This is a genomic window from Streptomyces sp. RLA123 (assembly GCF_056270165.1).
Genome location: NZ_JBWDOR010000003.1, coordinates 6,750,146 through 6,775,595 on the forward strand (window position 1 = coordinate 6,750,146; position 25,450 = coordinate 6,775,595).

Here is a 25,450-nt window from a genome sequence, read left to right on the forward strand (position 1 = left end):
CCGCGTGCCGCGGAAGTTCGCGCGCCGCGACGACGGCGAGACGGCGAGATGCGCCGCGCTGCCGCTGCTGCCCTGCCTCGGCATCACCCTTGCACGAGCAAACGTCACCGGTCAAGATGGTGACGACTTGAGGGTGTGGTGTGCCGGCCCGGGGCGGAATCCCGGATCGGATGCGCTGGGGGGAACGGTTGCTGGCGACCCGTCGGGGACTGCGGCGGCCCAGGGCCGGGGCCGAAGTCCCGCTCAGATCCCCGAGGCGAGTCGGCGCAGGATCTGCCCGGCCGGTTCGGCCACGGCCTCGCGGTAACCCGTGCCGGCCCACAGGTTGATCGACTCGGGATCGTTCGCGGCGGACGCGGCCTTGCGCATCGGGCTCGTCAGGTGGTGCAGCGCGGGATAGCCCGCAGGGGCGGTGGCGCTGTGGCGTTCGGTGAACCCGTTGCGCAGCGCGCGGGCCGGACGTCCCGTGAAGGCCCGTGTCACCACGGTCCCTTCGCGCGCCGGGTCCGTGAGTGCCGCCCTGTGCGGGCGCGAGGTGCCGGCCTCGTCGGCCAGCAGCAGAGCGGTGCCGACCATGACCGCCTCCGCTCCGGCCCGCAGGGCCTCGGCCGCGGCCTGCGGGGTCGACACGCCGCCCGCGGCGACGAGCGGCAGGGACACCGCGTGCCGCACCTGCCCGACCAGTTCGGGCAGAGGGACGGGCTCCGGGATGCGCTCGGGGGTGAGGGTGCCGGAGTGGCCCCCCGCGGCCGAGGCCTGTACGGCCAGCATGTCCGCGCCGGCCTCGGCCGCCAGGCGGGCCTCCGCGGCGAGGTGACCGTCTGCACGACCAGGATTCCGGCGGCGCGCAGCGCCGCCATCACCGTCGCCTCCGGTACGCCGAACGTGAAGCTGACGACCGGCACGGGGTCGGACAGCAGCAGGCGGATCTTCTCCGTCCACTGGTCGTCGTCCTCGACGACCCCGGTCGCCAGGACGTCGACCCCGTGGGCCAGGGCGTCGGGGGCGACCGCCCGGGCGTAGTGGCGATACGCCTCCGCGTCGACCGGGACGGGATTCGGCGCGAAGAGATTGACCCCGAAGGCCACGCCCGTCGAGCGGACCTCGGCGATCTGCCCGGCAAGGGCCTCCGCGGTGCGGTAACCGCCGGGGAGGAAGCCGAGGCCGCCGGCCCTGGCTGCCGCGACGACCAGCGCGGGCGTGGTGGGGCCGCCGGCCATGGGTGCGGCGAGGACGGGGATGCTCGCGCCCAGGGCGGACAACGGGGAGTTGCTCATGCTTCCTTTCCTCCTGCGGGGACGCTGCGGTGCCGGGGTCGGCGCGGTGCTGTGGACGGCACCGGCGCCAAGGTGGGCACGGCGGGGACGGCGCGCGGCCGCCGTCCTCAGACCGTGGCGGGCACCTGCGGCGCGTGGGCGCCGAGAAGTGCCAGGCAGTTCGTCCAGAGCATGCCGATCGGGGACGTGTTGTTGTAGAGCTTGGCGAACAGCACCTGGCCCTCGAGTTGTGCGACCACGGAACGGGCGGCCTCGTGGAGGTCGGTGGCGGTCACCTCGCCTCGTGCGCGGGCCTCGACGGCAACCGCTTCGACCATCGCGACCTGGGCGTCGAAGATGCCCTGCAGTCGCTCGCGGATGGCCTCGGTCTGGTTGCTCATCTCCAGGGTGAGGTTCCCGAACATACAGCCGGAAACGGTCCCGCAACTCTGCTGTCCGGCGCGCTGCTCCGCTTCCGTCTCCTCGAAGAGCTGCCGCAGCCGCTCCAGCGGCGGTGCGTCGCTGTTCATGATGCGGGTCCAGTCGGCGCGCTCGATCGCCCAGTGCTCGTCGATGACGGCGAGGGCCAGCGCCTCTTTGGATTCGAAGAAGTAGTAGAAACTGCCCTTGGGTACCCCGGCCGTCTTGCAGATCTCGGCCACACCCAGGGCCGAGTAGCCGCGCAGCTCTATGAGCGATTGCGCTGCGGTGAGGATCTTCTCTCTGGCGTCACTGGTCCGTCCCATGTTTGCCAGTATACGACCGCTCGACTACGGTTTACTAGACCGGTCGGCTACTGTCGTTGACCCGTACCGGACCGACAGGCTCCGGTGCGGCGGTCCGGGCAATGCGACACCGTCAAGCCGACGTCCGATCGCGTTCCAGGCCGTGTTCGCCCACGGGCGCGGCCACCGTTCCGCTGTCACCGAGGAGACCCGCATCGTGAGTGCCGACACCGAGACCCACCCCATGCACGACGTCCTGAGCCGCTGGAAGGCCGCCTTCGACACCCACCAGAACGACGTCATGGCCGGCCTGTTCACCTCCGACGGCCCTCTTCCAGGGGTTCGGGCCCGAGGTGCTGGCCGGCCGTGAGGCCGTGCGCGGCTACTACGAGGCCGTGCCGGAGGAGCGCACGGCCCACGTGGGGAAGGTCCACGTGTACGGGATCGGCGAGGAGATGGCCGGCGGGTTCGCCGACGTCACGTTCCAGGACCCGGACGGCTGGGCGGCCGCGGTGCACCTCTCGCTGGTCCTGCAGCGCGAGGGCGGCGACTGGCGCATCCGTCAGTACCACGTCTCCCGGGTCGCCACCGATCACTGAGACCCCACAAGACCCTCATCAGCACTCATGAGAGGCAGGACCATGAAGGAGTTCCTGGTCGAGCTCACCACCACCGTTCCCGAGGGAACGGACCCGGCCGAGGTGGACCGGCGGCGCGCGGCCGAGGCCGTACGCGCCGCGGAGCTCGCCGCGACCGGCCACCTGGTCAGACTGTGGCGCCCGGTGGGCGAACTGCGCAGCATCGGACTGTGGTGTGCGGACGACGAGGCCGACCTCCGCGAGAACGTCCTCGGCACACTGCCGCTCGCGCCCTGGATGACGCCGGTGATCACCGCACTGCAGGCGCACCCCAACGACCCGGGCCGGACCGCCGAGGCGGGCTGATCACGCGTTCCGTCCCCCCACCCGTCGCTCCACGCCGCCGCGTCCCGTGCCGGCCATGTCCGTCCCGTCATGGCCGGCGCGGGGGGCGATGGCCGGCATGCCCCGGAGCAGGACCACCCGAGGACCCCTGTCATGTACGAGTCCATCCGCCGGCCGGCCGCGACACGTGGCGAGGCGTTCCGCTCACCCTGGACCCACGTGCTGGCCGTGGCGGCGGCGCTGGCCGCGGCCATGGGCGTCGGGCGCTTCGTCTACACCCCGATCCTTCCCCTGATGCAGGCCCAGGCGGGTCTGACCGCCACCGATGGCGCTCACGCGGCCACCGCGAACTACATCGGATACCTCGTGGGCGCCCTCGCTGGCATCTGCCTGCCGTGGTTGCTGCGCTCCTCGGCCGTGCTGCGCGGATGCCTGACGGTCCTCGTCGCGAGCCTCGCCCTGATGCCGGCGACGCACACCACCGAGGTGTGGCTGGCGCTGCGGCTCGTGGCGGGCGTCGCCAGTGCGCTGGTCTTCGTCATCGCCGTCAACTCCCTGCTCGGCCATCTGCGCGGGCACCCCGCGCACCTGCCCGGGTGGGCCTTCGGCGGCGTCGGTGCCGGTATCGCGCTCTCCGGGCTGCTCGTCCTCGCCCTGCGCGGGCTCGGCGGCCTCGGTGACTGGCGGGCCGCGTGGTGGGTGTCCGCCGCTCTGGCGGCGGCGCTCTCGGTGCCTGCGTGGACGATGCGGCCGGAGCCCGCACCCGAGCCATCCGGGGCAGGCGCCGGACCCGGACCCGTGACCGCTTCCGGGACACCGGGGCAAGCGGCGGGTGCGCGCGGACACCGCTGGTTCGCCGCCCTTTTCGCCTCCTACACGCTGGAGGGCATCGGCTACATCATCGCCGGCACCTTCCTGGTGGCGGCCGTCGGCCAGGACGGGCCCGGCTGGCTCGGCAGCGGTGCCTGGGTCCTGGTGGGCCTGGCGGCCGTTCCGTCCTCGGCGTTCTGGGCGAGGCTCGGGCGGCGCTGGTCGCGCCCGGGACTCCTGCTCGCCGCGCTGATCGTCCAGGCCGTCGGGATCGCGCTGCCCGCGCTGGTCGGCGGTGTGGCGGCGGTCCTCGTCTCGGCGCTGCTCTTCGGGGCGACCTTCCTCGGCGTCAGCTCGCTCGCGCTGGCGACCGGGACGCATCTGCGGTTCCCCCGTGCTGTGGCGCTGCTCACCGCGGGGTACTCGGTCGGCCAGATCATCGGGCCGCTGGCCGCCGCACCCCTGCTGCACCACGGGTACCACCAGGCGCTGATCCTGGCGGCCGTCGTGGTGCTGGCGGCCGCCGTCGCGGCCCTCGTGCTCCGTATCGGGTTCCCGCACGAGCCCGGTACCGACGGCCGTCCCGGAGCCGGGCCCGGCCCGCGCCGCGAGCCGGTGGCGGGTGCCGGTGGCGCGGCGGCCGAGCGCGGGTAGCGGCAGGGCCGCTGAGGCAGGGCCGGTCCGGGCCGGGTGCCTGTGCCCTTTGACGTTTGTGGACCGGTCGTCTACTTTGTGGATGACCGGTCGATTAATGCCGGTTCCACCGTGTTTCGCACTGTTCGAGAGGGTCATCATGAGCAATCAGGGCCAGAAGGTCGCGGTCATCACCGGCGCCTCGCAGGGGATCGGTGCCGGCCTCGTCGCCGGTTACCGCAAGCTCGGCTACGCCGTCGTTGCCACCTCGCGGAACATCTCCGAGTCGCACGACCCGGAGATACTCGCCGTCCAGGGCGACATCGCCGTCCGCGACACCGCCGACCGCGTCATCGCCGCCGCCATGGAGCGCTTCGGCCGCGTCGACACCCTGGTCAACAACGCGGGGATCTTCGTCGCCAAGCCCTTCCACGAGTACACCCAGGACGAGTACGACGCGGTGCTCGGCGTCAACGTGAACGGCTTCTTCCGGATCACCCAGCTCGCCATCGCGCGCATGCTGGAGCAGGGCGGCGGCCACGTCGTGCAGATCACGAGCGCGCTGGCCGACGCCGCCAACTCCCACGTGCCCTCGGTGCTCGCCTCCCTCACCAAGGGCGGCCTGCAGTCCGCCACCAAGTCCCTGGCCATCGAGTACGCCACGCGCGGCATCCGCAGCAACGCGGTGTCCCTCGGCACCATCAAGACCCCGATGCACGCCGAGGAGCACCACGAGGCCCTGGCCGCCCTGCACCCCGTGGGCCGGATGGGCGAGGTGGACGACATCGTCGACGCGGTGATCTACCTGGAGAACGCTCCGTTCGTCACCGGCAACATCCTCTACGTCGACGGCGGCCAGAACGCCGGTCACTGAGCGAACGGGGCCCCGCTGTCCGCGATGGGGGAGCGGACAGCGCCCCGCGGGGGATACACGTGAACTCCACCGGCCCTTGGGTTCGGTGGAGTTCACGTGTATCCAGCCGCGCGATGCGCGTCAGTTGCCGGGGGCGGGGCCCACGGGCTGCGACAGCATGGCCTTGACGCGCCGGGTGTCCTCATCGGTGAGGACCTCGGGCAGGCCCGCGGCCAGGGCGTCCATGGTCAGTTCGGCCACGGTGGCGGCACTGATCTTCGGCGCGTCCGTCCAGGCGCTGAGGTCGGTGTCCACGAAACCCGAGTGCACGCCGACGACCAGGGTCCCTTGCGCGGCAAGCCCCTGCCGCAGGGCGTCCGTCAACGACCACTGCGCCGCCTTGGAGGCCGCGTAGCCGGGGAACGCCGGCTGCCCGACCCAGGAGGCCAGCGACAGCATGTTCACCACGGCCCCTCCGCCGTTGCGGGCCAGGATCGGCGCGAACGCGCGGGAGACGCTCCAGGTGCCGAAGTAGTTGACCTCCATCGCCTGGCGCGGGCCGTCCAAGGGGCCTTCGAGGAGGCCGGCGGTCGCTCCGCCGACCCCCGCGTTGTTGATCAGGACACTGACGTCACCGGCGACGGCGGCGGCCGCCGCGACCTGGTCGGGGTCGGTGACGTCCAGGCGCAGCGGGACGAAGTCCTGATCGGCCACGCTCGCCGGATCGCGGACACCGGCGTAGACCTTGGCCGCGCCGCGGTCGAGCAGTGCGCGGGCGAACGCCCGGCCGATTCCGCGATTCGCGCCGGTCACCAGGGCGACCGAACCTTCGATGTTCATGGGGGCTTCCTTTGTGACGGGCGCCCGGGGCGGAGCCCTGTACGACCGTGCGCGGGGCGGGCGGCGGTTCCACGGCCGCTGCCGCGCCACCCGGCGCGATCGGGGTGGCATCGAGGCCGCCCGGAAATCCCGAAGGCTCGGTCACAGGCACCAACGCGCCTGATGGACCCAGGTTAGCGTCTGACTTGAATAATGCAAGTTAGATGCCTGTGGGCCGGCGCCGCCCATGGCGGCGTCGGCCCACGGAACCTCCAGGCGTGGTTGTGCCGGGGCGTCAGGCCGTCTTGATCCGCGCGGCCAGCCGCACGACGCGCTCGGCCTGGACGCGGGCGGCGGTGCGGGTGATGTCGTCGATGGGGTTGTTGCCCTGGCCGTCCACGTGGGAGGTGCCGTAGGGGTTGCCGTCGACGAACTTGGTCGGGTCGGTGAAGCCGGGGGTGACCGTGATGCCGCCGAAGTGGTGGATGGAGTTGTAGAGCGCCAGCAGCGTCGACTCCTGACCGGCGTGGGCGGTCGCGCTGGAGACGAAGCCGCTGTAGACCTTGTCGGCCAGCTTGCCCTGGGCCCACAGGCCGCCGAGCGTGTCGATGAACTGCTTGAGCTGCGCGGAGACGTTGCCGAAGCGGGTCGGGGTACCGAAGATCACGGCGTCGGCCCACTCGATGTCCTCGGGGGTGGCGTGGGGGACGCCGGCGGTGGCCGCGTGGTTGGCGGCCCAGGCGGGATTGCTGTCGATCGCGGCCTGCGGGGCCAGCTCGGCGGCCTTGACGAGGCGGACCTCGGCGCCGGACTTCAGTGCGGCGTCGTGCAACTCCCTGGCGATCCCGGTGATGGTGCCGGTGGAGGAGTAGTAGACGATGGCGATCTTCACGGGGGTGGCCACAGGGGTGCTCCGTTTGTGTGTGGGGGTAGATGACGGCGACCGAAATAGTGGACCGGTCGGCTATTGCAAAGTAGACGACCGGTCGACAACTGTCAAAGGGGTGGGTGCGGTGCCGGGGAGGGGGTGCCTCATAGGGCGGAAGCGCAGGTCGGCGCCGGTGCGTGACGTCGTGGTGTCCACGCCGCGGCAGCAAGCGGCCCGTGGCGGCCCGTGGCGGCTCGGATCGCCCCGGAGGGCGAGCGGCCGGCGCGCAGAGGCTCTGTGTCGGACTCCGGCGCTCATGTTGCCGAGCAGGGTCACATCCGTGCCGGGGACTTCCTGGCCGCTCTCGTCGAGGAAGCCGACGCGGAAGGGGGGGCCGTCAGGCACACGAACGGCGCGGCCAGGGGGGCGTCACTCAGTGGCGATCACATCGCCAGTGTCACCCGGGATGAGCCGCATGCCGATGAGCGGATCCTCGTCGCGGATCGACTCCCGCCGCTCGAACCGCCACGGGGTGACGGCCAGGCCGACGCGGTGCTGCAGCGTGGACAGAGAAGCCGCCTTCCTGTGCCTGCGCCCGGATCGCCGCGGCCAGGGTGCCCCGCATCACGACGTCGGGACACGGAACGGCTGGATCGGGATGCGTCACCGCAGGTCGGACGCTGGCGTGGCGACGACCGCCACGGGGACGGCGATTCGGTTGCGCATCCCGGTACCTGGCCGGGCAGGTGTGGCGGTTGTCACCGGCCGGCCGGGCCGGAGCGCTGTTCGGGGGGCGGCTCATCGTCCAGCCAGCGGGGATGCAGCCGGCGTGCCCACTTCCGCTCCACATACCCCGTGCGCATCCCGAGCCGGGCCTGCGGGTCGCGGAACGCCATGCGCAGGTGGCCGAACAGGACGGCGGCGATGGCCCAGGCCAAGATGTCGTGCACGAAGATCGCGCTGGTGCGGGAGACCGACGGCAGCACGCCGGTGAACCACATCAGGAGGCCGGTGGCCATCATGGTCAGGACGGCTCCTGCGATCCAGCCCGCGTAGATCTTCTGTCCCGCGTTGAACTTGCCGGCCGGCCGGGCGTCCGGTGAGGTCAGGCGCTTTCCGACCGCGCGCAGCCACTGCCTGTCGTACTCGGTGAAGCGGTTCAGCTTCCGCAGGTCGGCGCGGAACGCGGGTGAGGCCAGGCCGAGCAGGAAGGGCAGCGGCAGCAGGATCCCCGACCACTCGTGGACCGTGGCGACCAAGTGGCGGCGGCCCACCAACTGGGCCAGCGGGGACAGGTACAGGCAGGCCGCGGTTGTCAGGCAGAGCAGCATCAACCAGCCGGTGGCCCGGTGGATCAGGCGTTCCGCACGGGTGAACCGGGCGATCGCTCCCTGGTGTTCATGCCGCGGCGCCGCCGTGCTTGTCGGCTCCGTCGAGCCAGCCGTCGACGGCATAGCCGTACTCCTCCCAGTAGCCGGGTATGACCTGGTCGGTCACGGTGATTCCGGACAGCCACTTGGCCGATTTGTAGAAGTACATGGGCGCCACGTAGAGCCGGACGGGCCCGCCGTGCTCGTGGCTGATGGGCTTGCCCTGCATGGTCAGCGCCACCATGACGTCGGAGCGGCGGGCCTGGTCGAGGGTGAGGCTCTCGGTGTAGACGCCGTCGAAGCAGGTGAAGTGGACGGCGGTGCCGTCGGGCCGTACGCCGGACGCGTCGAGGAGGTCCGACAGCCGCACTCCGGTGAACGGGGTGTCGGCCACCCGCCATCCGTCCGTGCACTGGACGTCGTGGACGATCCGGGTCTGCGGCAGGGCGCGCAGGTCGTCGAGGGTGTACGTCCTCGGGCGGTCGACGAGGCCGCCGATCCCCAGCCGGTAGTTCGTCGCGTCCTTGCGCGGCACGGAACCCACGACGCTGTAGTAGCGAAAGCCCCCCGGGTTGGGCAGTACTCCGGTGATCCCGATGGGGTCGACCTGGGAGGCGGCGCCGAGGAACTTCTCCCACCCGCGCTGTGCCCAGGGAGCGGTGGCGACGCCCGCGGCTCCCGCGCCGAGCATGGCGAGCATCGTCCGCCGGGCCACCGGCGTGCCGTCGGCCGCGCGATTCCGTCGTTCAGCCATGCCTCACGAAGCCTCTCCTCGCCCATCACCCGCTGGAAGAGTGACGACCTTCGCATGAGGTCAAGTCACCTGTCAAGGTGGTTATGGCCGAGGTGGCCGTGAGCGTACCGCCGCGTCAGGGGCAGCGTTCGCCGAATTTCACGGCCTTGAAGGACACCGGCTGCCCGTGCAGTGCGGCGCCGGGCGAAGGGGTCTGCGAGCACACCCGCCAATTGCTCTCCAGGAGGATGAAGCGATCCTTCTTCGTCGCGTCCTCGGCGGTGATGCTCGTCGCGGAGGGGAGGGCCTGTCGCGCCAGTTTCAGGGATGTGCCCGTGAGGTCGGGCATGGTGGTGCGGGCCGTCGGGGGTGCGGTCGCGTCGCTCGTGGGGCAGGTCTCGGCGAGCTTGACCGTTCCGAGGTCGACGGTGGCCCCGGTGGAACGGCGTCCCGGGGCGGGGCTCTGGAAGCAGACCTTCCAGTCGCGGTCCCAGATCTGCTCGCGCCCCCGGCCCAGGGAGTCGTGCGAGTCCAGCCGGTGGAAGCCGAGCGACCGGGCCCGGTCCTGGGCGGCCTGCAACCCCATTCCGTGGAGGTCGGGCAGGTCGGCTGCCGTGGCGGTGGCGGTGGCGGTGGCCGTGGTGCGGCCGCCGGAGGGCCGGTCGCTGGTGCCGTCGTCCGCCGGGTCGCACGCGGCGAGGGCGGCCGCGGCGATGACGGCGAGGGTTGCGACCAGGGTGCGGGCGGCGGGGCGGGTCATGCGCATAACCGGATACGTACCCGGACACATCACGTGAATGCCGCAACCCGCCGGAAGGTGACGTGCGGTCAGGACGGTGCGGCCCCGCAGGTGCCGCGGACGACCAGCCGGGTCGGCACCACCGAGGGGGCGCGGCGCCCGGCAGGACCCGGGCCGAGCAGGTCGCGCAGGGCGGCCACGGCGGCGGCGCCGAGGGCGCGGCGGTCCTGCGCGACGGTGGTGAGGGCGGGGCTGACGAGGGTCGCGGCGTCGATGTCGTCGAAGCCGACCACGGCCAGGTCGTGCGGCACGGACCGGCCGGCTTCGGCGGCGGCGCGCAGGGCGCCGACGGCCATGAGGTCGCCCGCCGCGAACAGTGCGGTCGGGGGCTCCGGCAGGGCGAGCAGGCGGTGCACGGCCCGGCGGCCGCTCTCGAGGAAGAAGTCACCGGTGACCACGTACTCCTCCCGCGCGGGGACCCCGAGGCGATCGCACGCGGCGTGGAAGCCCGCCAGCCGCCCGGCGGCGGGCGGGAGTTCGGGAGGGCCGGTGACGGTGGCGATCCTGCGGTGGCCGAGCGCGTGCAGATGGGACACCGCCGTCCCGGCGCCCGCGGCGTTGTCGGAGGTGACGCTCGCCGTGCGCGGGCCGTCGAGGGTGACGTCGAGGCCGGCGCAGGGGGTCCCGGAGGCGGCGAGCACGCGCAGGGCGCGGTCGTCGGCCGGGCGCCCCATGACGATGACGCCCTCCAGGCTGTGCCGGCGCACCGCCTGGACGTACACCCCGTCCGGGTCGCCGGGGCCGGCCGTCGTCAGCAGCATGAGGTGGTATCCGGCGTCGGACAGCGCGGTGCGCACCGAGCTCAGCAGGCCCTGGAGGAAGGGGTGGTGCAGCCCCTGCGACTCGTGCCAGGTGTCCCACAGCAGGCCGATGGTGTCCGAGCGGCGGCGGACCAGGGTGCGGGCCGGTTCGTTGGGGGCGTAGCCGAGTTCGCCGGCGAGCCGGCGGATGCGTTCACGGGTGGCCTCGCTGACGTCGGCCCGGTCGTTGAGCGCCCGTGAGACCGTCGCGGTGGACACTCCGCTGCGCCGGGCCAGTTCGCGCAGGGTGACGGCGGTGGCGCCCTGGGGCGGGGGGACGGGGGTCTGGTCTCCGGAAGTTCGCGGCACGCTCACCGTCTTGACGATATGTCATGTCAGCGTCAGGCTCTAGGGGCGACAGCAGCCGGAAACGTTTACGGCCAGCGCCCCCAACGGGGCCGGACAGGAACGGGATGCCTGCGATGCCTGCGAAAGAACCGCGCACACGCCTCACTCGCTCACGCCTGAGAAACCTCGTCGTCCTCGCCACGGCCGCCGCCTGCGCCGCCGCCGTCGCGTCGGTGCCCGCCCAGGCCGACGGCCCCGTCTACACGCGGGCCGGGGCGCCGGTGGACCTGCGCGTGAAGGACCTCCTCAAGCGCATGACGCTGGACGAGAAGATCGGCCAGATGGACCAGATCGCCGTCGCCCGGATCCAGGGCGACTGCGAATGGAGCGGCGGCGAGCTCAACGAGAGCTGTATGAAGACCGTCCTCGCCGACTACCCGGTCGGCTCGGTGATCTCCGGCGGCGGCATGGCCCCCGCCAAGAACACCCCGAAGGACTGGGCCACGATGGTCAACGCCGTGCAGAAGTACGCCATCACCAACTCGCGGCTGCACATTCCGATCGTGTACGGCGTGGACGGGGTGCACGGGCACAACAACGTGCTCGGCGCCACGATCTTCCCGCACCAGATCGGTCTGGGCGCCACCTGGGACCCGGGCACCGTGCACGACTCCTCCGCCGCCACGGCCCGCGCCGTCGCCGCCACCGGCATCGACTGGAACTTCGCCCCGGTCGCCGACCTCGCCCGCGACCAGCGGTGGGGCCGCTACTACGAGACGTACGGCGAGGACCCGCTGCTCGCCGGGACCCTGGCCGCCGCCGCGGTCGACGGTGCCGAGCACGCCAAGGGCGCCAAGCGGGTGGCCGCCACCGTCAAGCACTTCGGCGGCTACTCCGAGCCGGCCAACGGCCATGACCGCGTGCCCGCCGACGTCTCGATCCGCTATCTCCAGGACACCATCCTGCCCTCGTACAAGCAGGCCGTGCAGTCGGGCGCCAAGTCCGTCATGGTCAACTCCGGTGCCGTCAACGGCGTTCCGGCCACCGCGTCGACGTACCTGCTCACGAAGGTGCTGCGGCAGCAGTGGGGATTCAAGGGCGTGACCGTCAGCGACTGGGAGGACGTCCGCGCCCTGCAGACCCGCTACAAGATCGCCGCCGACTACCCCGAGGCGATCGCGCTGGCCGTCAACGCGGGCCTCGACATGGCGATGGAGCCGTACTTCGCCAAGGAGTGGAGCGAGGGCCTGAAGACCGCGGTGAACCGCCACCTGGTCCCGCAGCGGCGGATCGACGAGGCAGTCGGCCGCATCCTGCGGATGAAGTTCGAACTCGGCCTCTTCGAGCACCCGTACGTCGACGCCGCCAAGGCCGACGCCGCGGTGAACGGTGCCGACGCCGGCCTGGCGCGTACCGCCGCCGCAGAGTCCCAGGTGCTGCTGCGCAACGAGGGCGGCGTGCTGCCGGTGAGCCCCTCCGCCAAGCGGATCGTCGTCGCGGGCTCCTACGCGGACGACATCAACGACCAGGCGGGCGGCTGGACCATCGGCTGGCAGGGCGTGCCCGACGGGGTGACGCTCCCCGGTACGACCATCCTGAAGGGCATCCGTGAGGCCGCGCCCGCCGGGACCGAGGTGGTGCAGGCCAAGACCGCCGAGGACGCCGTCGCCCAGGCGGGGAACGCGGACCTGACGGTCGTCGTCGTCGGCGAGAAGGCCGCCGCCGAGGGCGCCGCGGACAGCCCCCGCCCGGAACTGACGGCCGATCAGCAGGCGCTGGTGAAGTCCTTGAAGGCGAGCGGCAAGCCGGTCGTCACCGTCGTCGTGGCCGGGCGCCCCCTGGTGCTGGGTGACGCCGAGGGCACGCAGGGCCTGCTGATGTCCTGGCTGCCGGGCACCGAGGGCGGCCATGCCGTCGCCGACGTGCTCTTCGGCAAGGTGAACCCGAGCGGCCGGATGCCGGTGTCCTGGCCGAAGAACATCGGCGACGAGCCGATGTACTACCAGCAGCTGCCGGGCACCAACGGCGGCCCGGAGTCCTCCTACGACCCGCTCTACGCCTTCGGCGCGGGCCTGTCGTACACGACGTACAGTTTCGACGCCCTCACCGCGGACACCAAGGGCGTCAAGGTGACGGTCTCCAACACCGGTGGCCGGGACGGGGACCTGGTGGTCCCGGTCTACGCGTCGCGGCCGGTCAGCGATGTGCTCGCACCCGCGCGCAAGCTGGTGGCGTTCACGAAGGTCCACCTCAGGGCCGGCGAGCACAGGACCGTACGGCTGGACTTCGCCAAGAGCGCGCTCGCGGTGACGCCCGGGGACATCGACGGCTCGGGGACGCCGCGGGTCGAGCGGGGCACGTACACCTTCACCGCGGGGGACAAGACCGCCGACGTGGTGCTGCGTTAGGCGCGGCGCGCCGGGGACCGCGGGCCGCACCGGGCCCGTGGTCCCCGGCGTCCGGCGTTGCGGGACCGTACCGGCCGGGCCGGGTACGTCATTGCTCGTCGTCGTAGCGCGTCCGCGCCCGGTCCACCTCGCCCAGGTGCTCCTGCGACCAGTGCGCGAGCGACGCGAACAGCGGCGCCAGGCTGCCGCCCAGCTCGCTGATCTCGTACTCGACGCGGGGCGGCACCTCGGGGTGGTACGTACGGATCACCAGGCCGTCGCGCTCCAGCTGGCGCAGACGCTGCGTCAGGACCTTCGGGGTGACCGCGCCGATCCTGCGCTGGAGTTCCACGAAACGCTGCCGGCCGTGGGCGTGCAGGGTCCACAGGATCGGGGTGGTCCAGCGGCTGAACACCATGTCGACGACCGGGCTGATCGGGCAGGCCAGCGCGGGTTCGGCGGCCGGGGACGGGACAGTGCGGGCGGAGGGACTGCTCATCGGGGCCCCTTGGTCGATGGTCGGCGGGGTTCGGCATAGTCACTATCCTCTAGGTACCTACTATACCTGCGCTGTTAGCTTCGTCGAGTCGCAGTCAACGGGCCGAAACGGAGCCGAACATGATCGCAGTAACAGGTGCCACCGGGAACGTCGGACAGCCGCTCGTCCGGGCACTCGCCGCGGCGGGGGAACAGGTGACCGCGCTCTCCCGCAGGACCCCGGCGCAGGGCCGACTCCCCGCCGGTGTACGCCATCGCCGGATCGACCTGACGGCCCCGGAGGAGCTGCGCGCGGCGCTGGACGGCGCCGAGACGCTGTTCCTGCTCCCGGCCGGGGACCTTCTCGCGCCCGGCGGCCGGCCGTACGACCTCGTCGGCGCAGCCAAGGCGGCCGGGGTGCGGCGCGTCGTGCTGCTCTCCTCACAGGCCGCGGGCACCCGCCCGGAGGCGGTCTCCCATGAGCCGCTGCGGGCCTTCGAGGCGGCGGTGCGCGAGTCCGGCACCGACTGGACGGTCCTGCGGGGCGGCGGTTTCGCCTCCAACGCCTTCGCCTGGGCGGAGTCGGTGCGCACGGCGCGCACGGTGGCCGCCCCCTTCCCGGACGTCGCGCTTCCCGTCGTCGACCCCGCCGACATCGCCGGGGTCGCGGCCGTCGTCCTGCGCGACGACGTCCACGCCGGACGCACCTACGAGGTGACGGGCCCCGTGCCCGTCTCGCCGCGCGAGCAGGCGGCGGCCATCGGCGAGGCGCTGGGCGCGCCGCTGCGTTTCGTCGAACTGAGCCGGGAGGAGGCGCGGTCGGGCATGCTGCGCTTCATGCCGGAGGCCGTCGCGGACGGCACCCTGGACATCCTGGGGGAGCCGCTCGCCGAGGAGCGGCGTGTCAGTCCCGACACCGAGGGGCTGCTCGGCCGTCCCGCACAGCCGTTCGCCGCCTGGGCGGCGCGCAACGCCGCCGCCTTCCGCTGAGGCGGTGTGCGGGAACAGGCCCCCGACCAGCAAGGTGTTAGCGTCCGGCCATGGACGACAGCGTGTACGTGGGCAACGCGGGCCGGGACGCGGCACTGGACCGGGGCTGGCTCCTGGGCCACTTCAAGGAGGCCGGCGACCCCCGGCACAGCACGGATGTGGAGATCAAGTGGGGGGTGCACCCGAAGGGCGACGAGCGCGCGGCGTGGGTGCGGGGGGAGGCGCGCACGGCGGTGCTGGTGCTGATCAGCGGCCGCTTCCGGGTCGAGTTGCCGGGGCGCAGCGTGGTCCTCGCGGAGCAGGGCGACTACGTGGTGTGGGGGCGCGGGGTGGACCACTCCTGGCATGCGGAGGAGGAGTCCGTCGTGCTGACGGTGCGTTGGCCGTCCGTACCCGGTTACGGGGTACGGACGGCCTGACGGGGCCGTCCGGTGTCAGGGCCGGGCGGTCAGCTGGAAGGACTGGGCGGCGGTGCCGTTGCAGGTGTACTGCTGCAGGCGCGCGGCGTCGGCGGTGGACGCCGACGGCACGTCGAGGCACTTGCCGCTGTTGCGGTTGACGAAGTGGAACGTCCCACCGGTCTCGGCGACCGGCAGCCACTGCTGGTTGGCGCCGGACGAGTACGACCAGAGCTGGATCTTGGCGGCGTCGGCGGTGGAGACGTCGGTGACGTCCCACGACTTGGTCGCGTCGTTCCGGTTGTTGACGCGGTAGTAGCCGTCACTGGTGGGCTGGAACTGCCAGTTCTGCGCGGTGGTGCCGTTGCAGGTGTACTGCTGCACCGCCGTGCCGTTGGCGGTGGCCGCGGCGGCGGCGTCGACGCACTTGCCGCTGTGCTTGGCGGCGACCGTCGCCCAGCCGCTGGGCACGGTACCGGTGGGCGGGTTGGGGTCGCCCGTGGAGCCGGTGCCGAGCCACTTGAGGCCGTCGAGCAGGAAGGTGTTCTGGGTCGCGCTCGCGAAGGTCGACGACAGGCCGGTGTTGGTGTCGTAGTTCATCGCGTTGTGGCCGAAGTTGGCGTACAGCATCCGGTACTTGGTGTTGGTCCACAGGATCGGGTAGTAGCCGCTGTACCAGGACTGGTTGGGGTCGGTGCCCAGCGGGAAGCTGACCGGGTCGACGGACGCCAGGATGTCGATGTCGGGGTTGTTCCGCAGGTCGTTGCTCCAGCTGTACCACTCGCTGACGGCCGAGGTGAACGTCGCGGGCAGCCGGCTGGTCGAGGGGTGGGTGCGGTCCTCGACGCGCAGTACGGCGGAGGTGGGGCCCCAGGTGTTGGTGGCGAAGTTCCCGCTGCCCAGGAACTGGTTGTAGTACCAGGGCCAGCTGGACGCGCTGCTCGTGAACGCGGAGACGTGGAAGCCCATCCAGCCGCCGCCGCCGCGCATGTAGGTCTCGAAGCCGGAGCGCTGGGCGGCGGTCTGCGGGGCGTCGTCGAGGAAGAGGACGACCTGGTACTGCTTCAGCGCGGCGCTGTCGGCCAGCAGGTTCCAGTTGTTCGTCGAGGTGTACGTGAAGCCGCCTGCCGCAGCCTGCTGCGGGAACCACCGGTTGGCTTCCCCGACGAAGTTGATGTGGGCCGCGTCGTAGGTGCCGTTGTAGAAGGCGATCACCTTGAAGGGCGTGGCGGCCGCGGCGCCGGGGCCGGTGACGGCGGGGGCGGCGGTGATGCCGAGGAGTACGGCGAACAGCAGTAAGAGGCGGCCGGCGGCGCGCCGGGCGGCGGTGGAGAGAGCGGTCATGGGGGGTCCTTCCCGTGTCGGCGTGCGCGGGTGGGGGCGCCGGTGAGGGTGAAGGGTGGTGAACGGCGTTGAACGGTGGAGCGGTGGGGGGAATCCGTGGGGAGACCTTTGTCAACGTTGTGATTTAAGGAGTGAAGGAAGGTCGCCGTCAAGGCTTTGGTACAGACCAGTCGGAGCGGTACCGGCCGTGAGGGCCGGAGTGGCACGCTGTGCCGGTGAGAAGGCCCGCGTTCAAGTGTTGATCATTGACCGCTGACGGCGGCCGCCGCCGGGGCCGCCTGGATGCCCGGTGTTTGGGCTGCTCAAACACCGCATGCCTGGGGCGAGTTGAGTCTTTACCACGAATCGGCGGGAGTTCGGCATCCGTAGCGCCACCCCTTGACGTGTCCCCTCCATGAGCCTAACTTCACGCCGTGAAGAAAGGTTGTCCAGACCTTTCAGCCGCTGTCGCAACCGGACGCCGCCTGTCCGGTGAACCTCGTAGCACCTCTTCACACTCCTGCATGCCGACGCTCGATCCGGCATGCCCGCCCCCCACGGCGCCGCGCCCCGCGCGGCACAGGAGCATCCATGACAATCCTCGGAACACCGTCTCCGGACGCCCCCGGCCGCAGTCGGATCCGGCGCCGCGTCCTGCCGTTCGCCCTCGGCGCGCTGTTCGCCTCGGGCCTGTCCACCGTCGTGCTCGCCCCCCAGGCCCAGGCCGCCGTTCCCACCGGCTGGGTGACGGTCGCCGCCAAGCACAGCGGGAAGTGCGTCGACGCCGCCGCCGCGGCCACCGCCAACGGCACCGCAGTCCAGCAGTACGCCTGCAACGGGACCACCGCGCAGCAGTGGAACTGCCACCGCGCAGCAGTGGCAGTTCCAGGCGACCAGCGACGGATACGTACGGGTCAACAACCGCAACGACGCCACCAAGTCGTGGGACATCACCGACGTCTCCACCGCCGACGGCGCACCGGTGCAGCTGTGGTCGTACTCGTCCGGCGCCAACCAGCAGTGGCTGCCGGTGGAGGAGACCGGCGGCACCTACCACTTCGTCAACCGCAACAGCGGCAAGTGCCTCGACGTGCCGTCGGCGTCCACCGCCGACGCCGCGCGCATGCAGCAGTACACCTGCAACGGAACCGCGGCCCAGTCCTTCAGCCTCGGCTCCACCGACGCGCCGCAGAACCCGCCCGGCACCCCCGACTTCGGTCCCAACGTCTCCGTCTTCGACCCGTCGATGTCCTCGGCCTCCATCCAGGGCCGGCTCAACCAGGTCTTCGGCCAGCAGGAGTCCAACCAGTTCGGCGCGCAGCGCTACGCCCTGCTGTTCAAGCCGGGCAGCTACAGCGTGGACGCCAACGTCGGCTTCTACACCCAGGTCGCGGGCCTCGGCCTGTCGCCGGACGACGTGACCATCAACGGCGCGGTCCACGCCGAGGCCGACTGGTTCCAGGGCAACGCCACCCAGAACTTCTGGCGCTCCGCGGAGAACCTCTCCGTCAACCCGACCGGCGGCACCGACCGATGGGCGGTCTCGCAGGCGGCCCCGTACCGGCGCATGCACGTCCGCGGCAACCTCCAGCTGGACGACGGCGGCTGGTCCAGCGGCGGTCTCATCGCCGACTCCAAGATCGACGGCCAGGTGCGCTCCGGCTCGCAGCAGCAGTGGCTGTCGCGCAACAGCCAGTGGGGCAGCTGGACCGGCTCCAACTGGAACATGGTCTTCGTCGGTGACGTCAACGCGCCCGCGAACACCTTCCCGAACCCGCCGTACACCACGGTCCCGCAGTCCCCGGTGACCCGCGAGAAGCCGTTCCTGTACGTGGACTCGGCCGGCGCCTACAAGGTCTTCGTCCCGGCGCTGCGCACCAACAGCCAGGGCACGAGCTGGGCGGGCGGCAGCCCGGCGGGCAGCTCGCTGCCGATCGACCAGTTCTTCATCGTCAAGCCCGGCGCCACGGCGACCGAGATCAACGGCGCGCTCGCCCAGGGCAAGAACCTGCTGTTCACGCCCGGCGTCTACCACCTCAACCAGACGCTCAACATCAACCGCGCCGACACCGTGGTGCTGGGCCTGGGCCTGGCGACCATCGTCCCGGACAACGGGATCACGGCGGTCAACGTGGCCGACGTGGACGGTGTGAAGATCGCCGGCCTGCTCATCGACGCCGGCACGACCAACTCGCAGACGCTGATGCAGGTCGGCCCGGCCGGCTCGGGCACGCGGCACACCGCCGATCCGACCTCGCTGCACGACGTCTTCTTCCGCATCGGCGGCGCGGGCGTCGGCAAGGCCACGCAGAGCCTGGTGGTCAACAGCTCCGACGTCATCGGTGACCACATGTGGCTGTGGCGCGCCGACCACGGCAGCGGCGTCGGCTGGACCAGCAACACGGCCGCCAACGGCCTGATCGTCAACGGCACCGATGTGACGATGTACGGCCTGTTCGTGGAGCACTACCAGCAGCACCAGGTGCTCTGGAACGGCAACGGCGGCCGCACGTACTTCTTCCAGAACGAGATGCCGTACGACCCGCCCAACCAGGCCTCCTGGATGAACGGTTCGGTGCGCGGCTACGACGCCTACAAGGTCAGCCCGTCGGTCACCAGCCATGAGGCGTGGGGCCTGGGCAGCTACTGCTACTTCAACGTCAACCCGTCCGTGGTCGCCGACCGCGCCTTCGAGGCGCCGGCGGTGGGCGGGGTCCGCTTCCACGACATGGTGACCGTCTCGCTCGGCGGCACCGGCACCATCAGCCACGTGATCAACAACACCGGAGGACCGTCCAACTCCTCCAGCAACGTGGCCAACCTGGTCTCGGGTCCCTAGCCAAGGGGACCCGGCCGAGGCGGGGCCGCCGTTCACACGGCGACGGCGGCCCCGCTCCCCGGTACGCCCGCGTCCACCTGGCGGTGCCCTGACGGTCCGTGGATTCCCACGGCGCAGGGGGTTGACGCGGAGCTGGTCTAGTCCATACCGTCATCGGCCATCAGCTGTTCATGTAGTGGTGTGGTGTTCACCTACATGAACAGCTGATCAAGGCCCCCCACGCCGTCCCCGCGGCGCACCACCCCCACAGCGCGCACCTCACCGTGCCCACGACAGGAGTCGTCCTGTGCTGAAAAACGCCGTCAGAGCCCTTGCCACCGCCCCCGCCGTCCTCGCCATGGCCGCCACCGCCGTCGTCGCCACCGGCGGCTCCGCCAGCGCCGCGGCCAACCCCGGCCCCGGCTTCCCCGCCCAGTACGCCGCGCCGTACGTCGAGACCTGGAACTCGCCCTCGGCGATGACCAATGCCCGCAACGCCACCGGCCTGAAGTACTTCACGCTGGCCTTTGTCATCGACGGCGGCGGCTGCAACGCCATGTTCAACGGCGACACGCCCGTCACCGACGCCGGCTGGACCTCCGCGATCAACTCCCTGCGGGCCGCGGGCGGCGATGTCATCGCCTCCTTCGGCGGCGCCTCCGGCACCGAGATCGGCGTCTCCTGTACGAGCGTCTCCTCGCTGAAGGCGCAGTACAAGAAGGTCGTCGACGCCCTCAACCTCACCCGCATCGACCTCGACGTCGAGGGCGGCCAGCTCGACAACACCGCCGCCAACGACCGCCGCAACAAGGCGCTGGCCCAGCTCCAGCAGGAGTACGCGGCCGCCGGCCGCAAGCTCGACGTGCAGTACACCCTCCCGGTCAACCCGACCGGCCTGGAGTCCAACTCGATCAGCCTGCTGAACAACGCCAAGAGCAACGGGCTGAACGTCAACCTCGTCAACATCATGACGATGGACTACGGACCGGCCATGGACATGGGCAAGGCGGCCACCGACGCCGCCACCGCTCTGCGCAGCCAGCTCGGCGCGATCTGGACCACCAAGACCGACGCGCAGCTGTGGGCGATGGAGGGCAACACCCCGATGATCGGGGTCAACGACACTACCGCCGAGACCTTCACCACCGGCAACGCCACCACGCTCGCCAACTTCGCCAAGTCCAAGGGCATCCAGGAGCTCGCCTTCTGGTCGCTCGGTCGCGACAAGGCCTGCGCCACCAACGGCCAGCTCTCGGACACCTGTAGCGGCACATCGCAGAGCGCCTGGCAGTTCTCCAGTATCGCCAACACCATCACCGGCGGCGGAACCACCCCGCCGCCCACCGGTTCCACCGGCCAGATCACCGGCCTCGGCGGCAAGTGCATCGACGTGGCCGCCGCGAGCAGCGCCAACGGCACCGCCGTCCAGATGTACGACTGCAACGGCACCACCGCCCAGCAGTGGACCGTGGGCACCGACGGCACCGTCCGCGCTCTCGGCAAGTGCATGGACCTGACCGCCGCCGGCACCGCCAACGGCACCAAGGTGCAGCTGTACGACTGCAACGGCACCGGAGCCCAGGTCTGGCAGCGCGCCAGCGGCGACACCCTGCTGAACCCCGCGTCGGGCAAGTGCCTCGACGTCACCGACAAGTCGACGGCCAACGCGGCCCGGCTGCAGATCTGGACCTGCGCCGGCGGCACCAACCAGCAGTTCCACCTTCCGGCCTGACAGGGGGACAGGCGCGCGGCCGCCCGGTGCACCGTGTGTGCGCCGGGCGGCGGCGTGTGAGGATCGTGACGTGACCGACGACAAGCCCGGCGTCTGCGGCGAAACCGCCCAGGACCCCGTGACCGCCGACTCCCTCCGTGAGCGCATGCGTTCCGCCCCCGTGCTGGCCGGCCCGCTGCCCGGCTTCGACCCGGCCGCCGCCGGGCCGGCGCCCGGACCGGTGTTCGCCCGCTGGCTGGCGCGTGCCCTCGACGACGGGGTGCCGGAGCCGCACGTCATGACCCTCGCCACGGCCGGCGCCGACGGCCGCCCTTCGGCCCGGGTGCTCATGCTGCGCGGCGTCGACATCGAGCGCTGCGCCCTCGACTTCGCCTCCGAGGCGGCCAGCAGGAAGGGACGTGACCTGGCGGAGCGTCCGTACGCCTCCCTCACCTGGTACTGGCCCCGCCACGGCCGGCAGATCAGGATGGCCGGGGCGGTGGAGATCCTGGACCGGGACACCGCCCGCCGTGACTTCCTCGGCCGCCGCGAGGCCTCACGGGCCGCCGGTTTCACCGGCGTCATGAGCGCTCCGCTCGACGGCCGGGCCGCGTACGAGCAGGCGCGGCGACGGGCCGTCGCGCATGTCGCCGCCACCCCGGAGGACGTCCCGGAGGGGCACACCGTCTACCGGCTCGTCGCCGACGAGGCCGAGTTCTGGCAGGCCGACCCCGACCGAGGCCACCTCCGGCTGCGCTACCTGCGCGACCCGGCGGCGCCCGGGGGCTGGACGCGGGGTCTGCTCTGGCCCTGAGGCGCTCCGGCCCTGAGACGCCGTCCGTCCGCCGTCATCCCTCAGGAGGACCGGTCGCCCGCACGTGCCCACCCCGAGGAGTAGCGACGAATGGCTCCGCGCGCCGATGCCGTGCGACGGCAGAACTGATGGGGTGGAGACCGTGCTCAGGGACGACGGGCGGCTCACGGTGGAGCTGCGCTCGGTGACCGCCGGGGCGCGGCGGCGCGCCGTGCGGGACGGCGACGAGCGCGTCGACACCGCGCATCTGCTGCACTCCCTGCTGGAGAACGACCCGCGGGTCCGCGAGGCGGTCGACGGCGGCGCGGGAGGCGCGCAGACGGCCCGCGTCCTGGGGTACCTCGTGCAGCGCAGCATCGGGTACGGAATGCGATGGCGCGGCGCGGTCGAGGACTCCGGGGCCCTGTCCGTGCTCGCCTCCCTCGGTGCGCCCGGCTGGAGCCCGGCGGCCGCGACGGCGATCGGCACCGCGGTCGCCCGTGCCCACGAGCGGGGCGTGGCGCAGGCCGACGGCAGCGACCTGCTGGCGGCACTTCTGGCCGATCCGGCGTGCCGGGCCGTGGAGGTGCTGCGGGCCGCCGGGGTGGACCCCGCGCGGCTGCCCGTGTGCCCGCCGGGCCCGCGCGGCGCCGATGACAGCCGCTACTGGGGTGACGGTCCTGTCGCGAGCTGACATCATGGCCCGATGCATGTGTCTCAGGGGAGGAACACCGGGCTTGGACTCGCGCTCGTCTCGGCGTTCGCGTTCGGTGGTTCGGGGGTCGCGGCCAAGCCGCTGATCGAGGCGGGGCTGGACCCGCTGCACGTGGTCTGGCTGCGGGTGGCGGGCGCCGCGCTCATCATGCTGCCCGTCGTCCTGCGCCACCGTACCCTGCTGCTTCGCCGCCCCGCGGTGCTGGCCGGCTTCGGGCTGCTCGGCGTCGCCGGTGTGCAGGCCTTCTACTTCGCGGCCATATCGCGCATCCCCGTCGGCGTCGCGATCCTGGTGGAGTTCCTGGGCCCCGCGCTGCTGCTCGGCTGGGTGCGCTTCGTGCAGCGCAAGGCGGTCAGCAGGGCCGCGGCCGTGGGCGTGGTGCTCGCCGTCGGCGGCATGGCGGCCGTGGTCGAGGTGTGGTCGGGGCTCGCCTTCGACCCGCTGGGACTCGCGCTGGCCTTCGGGGCCGCGTGCTGCCAGGTCAGCTACTTCGTCCTGGCCGACCACGGCAGCGACAGCGAGGACGCGCCCGATCCGGTCGCCGTCATCGCGTTCGGACTGCTCATCGGCGCCCTCGTACTGACCGTCACCTCCCGCCCCTGGGAGATGGACTGGACCGTGCTCACCCACCGCGCCGACATGGGCGAGGTGTCCGTGCCCGCGCTGCTGCTCGTCGGCTGGATCGTGCTGGTGGCGACCGTCGTCGCCTACCTCACCGGCGTGCTCGCCGTGCGGCGGCTGTCGCCGCAGGTCGCCGGCGTCGTCGCCTGCCTGGAGGCGGTCGTCGGCACGATCCTCGCCTGGTTCCTGCTCGACGAGCACCTGGGCGTGCCGCAGATCCTCGGGGGCGTCCTCGTCCTGGCGGGTGCCTTTGTCGCACAGACCGCGAAGAAGCGGGGGACGGCCACCGTGGTCGCCACCGCGGTGCCGGTCGACGCGGACGCCGCCGACGCCGACCCCCAGGGCGAGGCGCGGCTCGTATAGGGTCGGCGCCATGCGACACACCGTTCTCTCCCCGCCGCCTGCCGCTTAACGCGGGCGGCGCACCCACGGAAGACGAGGCCCGGGCATGTCCCCGGGCAGGCCGCCGCTGCCCGCACACGGGAGCACGCGACCACTTTCCCCTTCCCGCGGGAGCACATCGTGTTCATGTCCCCTGCCCTGCCGGTCCGGCGGGGCCTGCTCTACGTCACCCTCGCCGCCACCGCATGGGGCACCGCCGGCGCCGCCGCCTCCGTGCTCCACGACAGCACCGGGCTCGGCCCCTTCGCCCTCACTTTCTGGCGCTCGGCCGGCGGTTGCGCGCTGCTGCTCGCCGGCCGCGCGGCCCGGGGTGCGGCTCCGCTGCGCCGCCCTGGCGCGCGTACGCTGCTCATCGCTCTCGGGCTGACGGCCTTTCAGACCGCGTACTTCGTGGCCGTCCTCGCCACCGGCCTCGCGGTCGCCACGGTCGTCACCCTCGGTTCCGGGCCCGTGCTCATCGCCCTCGGCGGGCGGCTGTGGACCGGCGAACGCCTCGGCCGCGGCGGGGCGTGGGGCGTCATCGCGGCCCTGGCCGGGCTCGCCGTCATCGTTCTCGGCGGAGGTGACAGCGCGACGGTGCGCCCGGCGGGCGTCGCCCTCGCGCTGGCCTCCGGAGCGGGCTACGCCGTCGTCACCCTGCTGACCCGCCATGCCGCCCGCCGCGGGGAGGCCGAGGACCCCGCGTCGGCATCGCTGTGGTCCTTCGCGGTGTGCGCCGCGGTGGTGCTGCCGCTCGCGATGGCCGAGGGGCCGCTGCCGCGCCATGACGCGCTCACCGTCGCGCTGCCGCTGCTGCTGTACGTCGCCGCGGTGCCGACCGCGCTCGCGTACGGGCTGTACTTCGCGGGTGCGGCCGTCGTGCGCTCGGCCACGGTCTCAGTGATCGCGCTCATCGAGCCCGTCTCGGCGGCCGTGGTCGCCATCGCGGTCCTCGGCGAGCGGCCCGCGCCCACGACCGTGCTGGGAACCGCGATCCTGCTGGGCGCGGTCGCCGGCCTCGGCGCGGCCGAGACCAGGAGGCCGTCGGCCGCCGGTCAGCGGCCGGCGTCGGAGGTGATCAGCGCGGCCAGTTCGGCGGGTGCCGAGAGGAAGGGGGAGTGACTCCAGGCGCGCCGGTAGGTCCGCTCGGCGCGCAGGGCCATCGTCTCCTGGAAGGCCGGCGCGAGGGCGGCGTCGTCGGTGCAGACGATGTAGCTGGAGGGCACCGTCCGCCACCCGGCCCTTGTGAGCGGCTCGCCGAAGGACTTCAGGGTCTGCGGCACCAGGCGGGCGACGGCGCGCTCGGCGTCCTCCGGGGCGACGCCGCCGTAGTACTGCTCGCTTGTGTTCTCCTGCACGGGCATCGTGCCGGTGTCGGCGACGGGGAGATGCCCCCCGCTCTGCCCGGCGAGCGAATCGCCCTCGTCGAGCTGGAAGGCGGCCAGGTACACCAGGCGGGAGACATGGGACGCCTCCGCGACGGCCTCGGTGGCGGGGAGGCCGCCGTAGGAGTGCGCCAGTACGGTCACCGGGCCGTCGAGGGCCGCGAGCTGTTCGCGGACGGCGCGCGCGTCGTCGTACATCCCGGCGTTGTCCGCGGGGTCGGCGGACGCGCTCGGCAGGTCCACGGTGGCCACGCGCCATCCCAGCGCGATGAGCTCGGGAACGAGCGCCTCCCAGCACCAGGCGCCGTGCCAGGCGCCGTGGACCAGGAGGATCGTGGGCTTGCTGAGGTCTTCAGTGGTCATCGATCGGCTTTCGGGAACGGGGATGTCGGCGAGTGTGACGCGCCCGGAGGCCGGACGCGGCGGAGCGGGGCGTCGCGCGCCCCGCTACGCCGCCGACGTTACGGGTGCCACGGGCAGGCGGACCATGCTCGTCTGTCCGCGCTTCCTGTGCGGACGTCCTGGGCCGACGTCCTGGGCGTGTCCGGGCGTTCCGGGCCCGCTTTCCGGGTGC

The 25,450-nt window shown here is 72.1% G+C and carries 23 protein-coding genes and 2 pseudogenes; 14 read left to right on the forward strand and 11 right to left on the reverse strand.

The features are described from left to right. Positions 1-243 precede the first annotated feature (243 nt). A pseudogene (locus tag RV983_RS30875) lies at positions 244-1,277 on the reverse strand (nitronate monooxygenase). A gap of 107 nt (positions 1,278-1,384) precedes the next feature. Next, complete coding sequence (locus tag RV983_RS30880) at positions 1,385-2,002, reverse strand: TetR/AcrR family transcriptional regulator (RefSeq protein ID WP_475988983.1); 618 nt, start codon at positions 2,000-2,002, stop codon at positions 1,385-1,387. 196 nt (positions 2,003-2,198) lie between these two features. Here RV983_RS30880 and RV983_RS30885 point away from each other — a divergent pair, with 196 nt between their 5' ends. The 5 genes from RV983_RS30885 (at position 2,199) to RV983_RS30905 (ending at position 5,221) form a co-directional block, all read left to right on the forward strand. Then, on the forward strand, positions 2,199-2,351 hold the full coding sequence (locus tag RV983_RS30885) for a hypothetical protein (RefSeq protein WP_475988984.1): 153 nt from the start codon (positions 2,199-2,201) through the stop codon (positions 2,349-2,351). Further along, positions 2,335-2,580 carry a nuclear transport factor 2 family protein gene (locus RV983_RS30890; protein WP_475988985.1) on the forward strand — a complete coding sequence of 82 codons (246 nt, stop codon included), beginning with the start codon at positions 2,335-2,337 and terminating at the stop codon, positions 2,578-2,580. Before RV983_RS30885 ends, RV983_RS30890 begins: the two co-directional genes overlap by 17 nt. Before the next feature lie 42 nt (positions 2,581-2,622). Next, positions 2,623-2,925, forward strand: a complete 303-nt coding sequence (locus RV983_RS30895; RefSeq protein ID WP_475990514.1) for a muconolactone Delta-isomerase family protein — start codon at positions 2,623-2,625, stop codon at positions 2,923-2,925. 132 nt (positions 2,926-3,057) lie between these two features. Continuing rightward, entirely contained in the window at positions 3,058-4,368 is a 1,311-nt protein-coding gene (locus tag RV983_RS30900) for a YbfB/YjiJ family MFS transporter (protein WP_475988986.1), read from the forward strand. A 139-nt stretch (positions 4,369-4,507) separates the two neighbouring features. Further along, entirely contained in the window at positions 4,508-5,221 is a 714-nt protein-coding gene (locus RV983_RS30905) for an SDR family NAD(P)-dependent oxidoreductase (protein ID WP_475988987.1), read from the forward strand. 120 nt (positions 5,222-5,341) lie between these two features. On the opposite strand, the gene RV983_RS30910 is transcribed toward RV983_RS30905, so the two are convergent. From RV983_RS30910 to RV983_RS30935, 6 genes are all read right to left on the reverse strand, one after another. Next, entirely contained in the window at positions 5,342-6,040 is a 699-nt protein-coding gene (locus RV983_RS30910; RefSeq protein ID WP_475988988.1) for an SDR family oxidoreductase, read from the reverse strand. Positions 6,041-6,314: 274 nt separating this feature from the next. Next, complete coding sequence (wrbA, locus tag RV983_RS30915) at positions 6,315-6,923, reverse strand: NAD(P)H:quinone oxidoreductase (RefSeq protein ID WP_475988989.1); 609 nt, start codon at positions 6,921-6,923, stop codon at positions 6,315-6,317. 722 nt (positions 6,924-7,645) lie between these two features. After that, entirely contained in the window at positions 7,646-8,341 is a 696-nt protein-coding gene (locus RV983_RS30920; RefSeq protein WP_475988990.1) for a cytochrome b/b6 domain-containing protein, read from the reverse strand. Further along, the gene (locus RV983_RS30925; protein ID WP_475988991.1) at positions 8,286-9,011 is read right to left on the reverse strand and encodes a molybdopterin-dependent oxidoreductase; all 726 of its coding nucleotides are present in this window, start codon (positions 9,009-9,011) and stop codon (positions 8,286-8,288) included. The genes RV983_RS30920 and RV983_RS30925 overlap by 56 nt, the downstream gene beginning before the upstream one ends. Positions 9,012-9,126: 115 nt before the next feature. Next, the gene (locus RV983_RS30930) at positions 9,127-9,750 is read right to left on the reverse strand and encodes a hypothetical protein (RefSeq protein WP_475988992.1); all 624 of its coding nucleotides are present in this window, start codon (positions 9,748-9,750) and stop codon (positions 9,127-9,129) included. A gap of 68 nt (positions 9,751-9,818) precedes the next feature. After that, the gene (locus tag RV983_RS30935) at positions 9,819-10,904 is read right to left on the reverse strand and encodes a LacI family DNA-binding transcriptional regulator (protein WP_475988993.1); all 1,086 of its coding nucleotides are present in this window, start codon (positions 10,902-10,904) and stop codon (positions 9,819-9,821) included. 107 nt (positions 10,905-11,011) lie between these two features. On the opposite strand from RV983_RS30935, the gene RV983_RS30940 reads away from it, so the two are divergent. Then, on the forward strand, positions 11,012-13,285 hold the full coding sequence (locus RV983_RS30940) for a glycoside hydrolase family 3 N-terminal domain-containing protein (RefSeq protein WP_475988994.1): 2,274 nt from the start codon (positions 11,012-11,014) through the stop codon (positions 13,283-13,285). 88 nt (positions 13,286-13,373) lie between these two features. On the opposite strand, the gene RV983_RS30945 is transcribed toward RV983_RS30940, so the two are convergent. Next, positions 13,374-13,763, reverse strand: coding sequence for a winged helix-turn-helix transcriptional regulator (locus RV983_RS30945; RefSeq protein WP_475988995.1), 390 nt, complete (start codon positions 13,761-13,763; stop codon positions 13,374-13,376). 119 nt (positions 13,764-13,882) lie between these two features. On the opposite strand from RV983_RS30945, the gene RV983_RS30950 reads away from it, so the two are divergent. Next, positions 13,883-14,731: an NAD(P)H-binding protein gene (locus RV983_RS30950; protein WP_475988996.1), complete on the forward strand. Its 849-nt coding sequence runs from the start codon at positions 13,883-13,885 to the stop codon at positions 14,729-14,731. Between the two features lie 50 nt (positions 14,732-14,781). Next, positions 14,782-15,150 (forward strand): cupin domain-containing protein, encoded by a 369-nt coding sequence (locus tag RV983_RS30955; protein ID WP_401594822.1) that lies wholly within the window; start codon positions 14,782-14,784, stop codon positions 15,148-15,150. Positions 15,151-15,165: 15 nt separating this feature from the next. On the opposite strand, the gene RV983_RS30960 is transcribed toward RV983_RS30955, so the two are convergent. Beyond that, positions 15,166-16,473 (reverse strand): RICIN domain-containing protein, encoded by a 1,308-nt coding sequence (locus RV983_RS30960; protein ID WP_475988997.1) that lies wholly within the window; start codon positions 16,471-16,473, stop codon positions 15,166-15,168. A gap of 570 nt (positions 16,474-17,043) precedes the next feature. On the opposite strand from RV983_RS30960, the pseudogene RV983_RS30965 reads away from it, so the two are divergent. From RV983_RS30965 to RV983_RS30990, 6 genes and pseudogenes are all read left to right on the forward strand, one after another. Beyond that, positions 17,044-19,291: pseudogene (locus tag RV983_RS30965) on the forward strand (RICIN domain-containing protein). Positions 19,292-19,577: 286 nt separating this feature from the next. Further along, positions 19,578-21,002, forward strand: coding sequence for a ricin-type beta-trefoil lectin domain protein (locus RV983_RS30970; RefSeq protein ID WP_475988998.1), 1,425 nt, complete (start codon positions 19,578-19,580; stop codon positions 21,000-21,002). Between the two features lie 70 nt (positions 21,003-21,072). Next, positions 21,073-21,795 carry a pyridoxine/pyridoxamine 5'-phosphate oxidase gene (locus tag RV983_RS30975; RefSeq protein WP_475988999.1) on the forward strand — a complete coding sequence of 241 codons (723 nt, stop codon included), beginning with the start codon at positions 21,073-21,075 and terminating at the stop codon, positions 21,793-21,795. A 106-nt stretch (positions 21,796-21,901) separates the two neighbouring features. Beyond that, positions 21,902-22,468, forward strand: a complete 567-nt coding sequence (locus RV983_RS30980) for a hypothetical protein (protein ID WP_475990515.1) — start codon at positions 21,902-21,904, stop codon at positions 22,466-22,468. A gap of 12 nt (positions 22,469-22,480) precedes the next feature. Then, positions 22,481-23,473, forward strand: a complete 993-nt coding sequence (locus tag RV983_RS30985; protein ID WP_475989000.1) for an EamA family transporter — start codon at positions 22,481-22,483, stop codon at positions 23,471-23,473. 165 nt (positions 23,474-23,638) lie between these two features. After that, positions 23,639-24,613, forward strand: coding sequence for a DMT family transporter (locus RV983_RS30990; protein ID WP_475990516.1), 975 nt, complete (start codon positions 23,639-23,641; stop codon positions 24,611-24,613). On the opposite strand, the gene RV983_RS30995 is transcribed toward RV983_RS30990, so the two are convergent. Beyond that, on the reverse strand, positions 24,547-25,239 hold the full coding sequence (locus RV983_RS30995) for an alpha/beta fold hydrolase (RefSeq protein ID WP_475989001.1): 693 nt from the start codon (positions 25,237-25,239) through the stop codon (positions 24,547-24,549). The two genes, RV983_RS30990 and RV983_RS30995, sit on opposite strands and share 67 nt — an antisense overlap. Between the last annotated feature and the right edge of the window lie 211 nt (positions 25,240-25,450).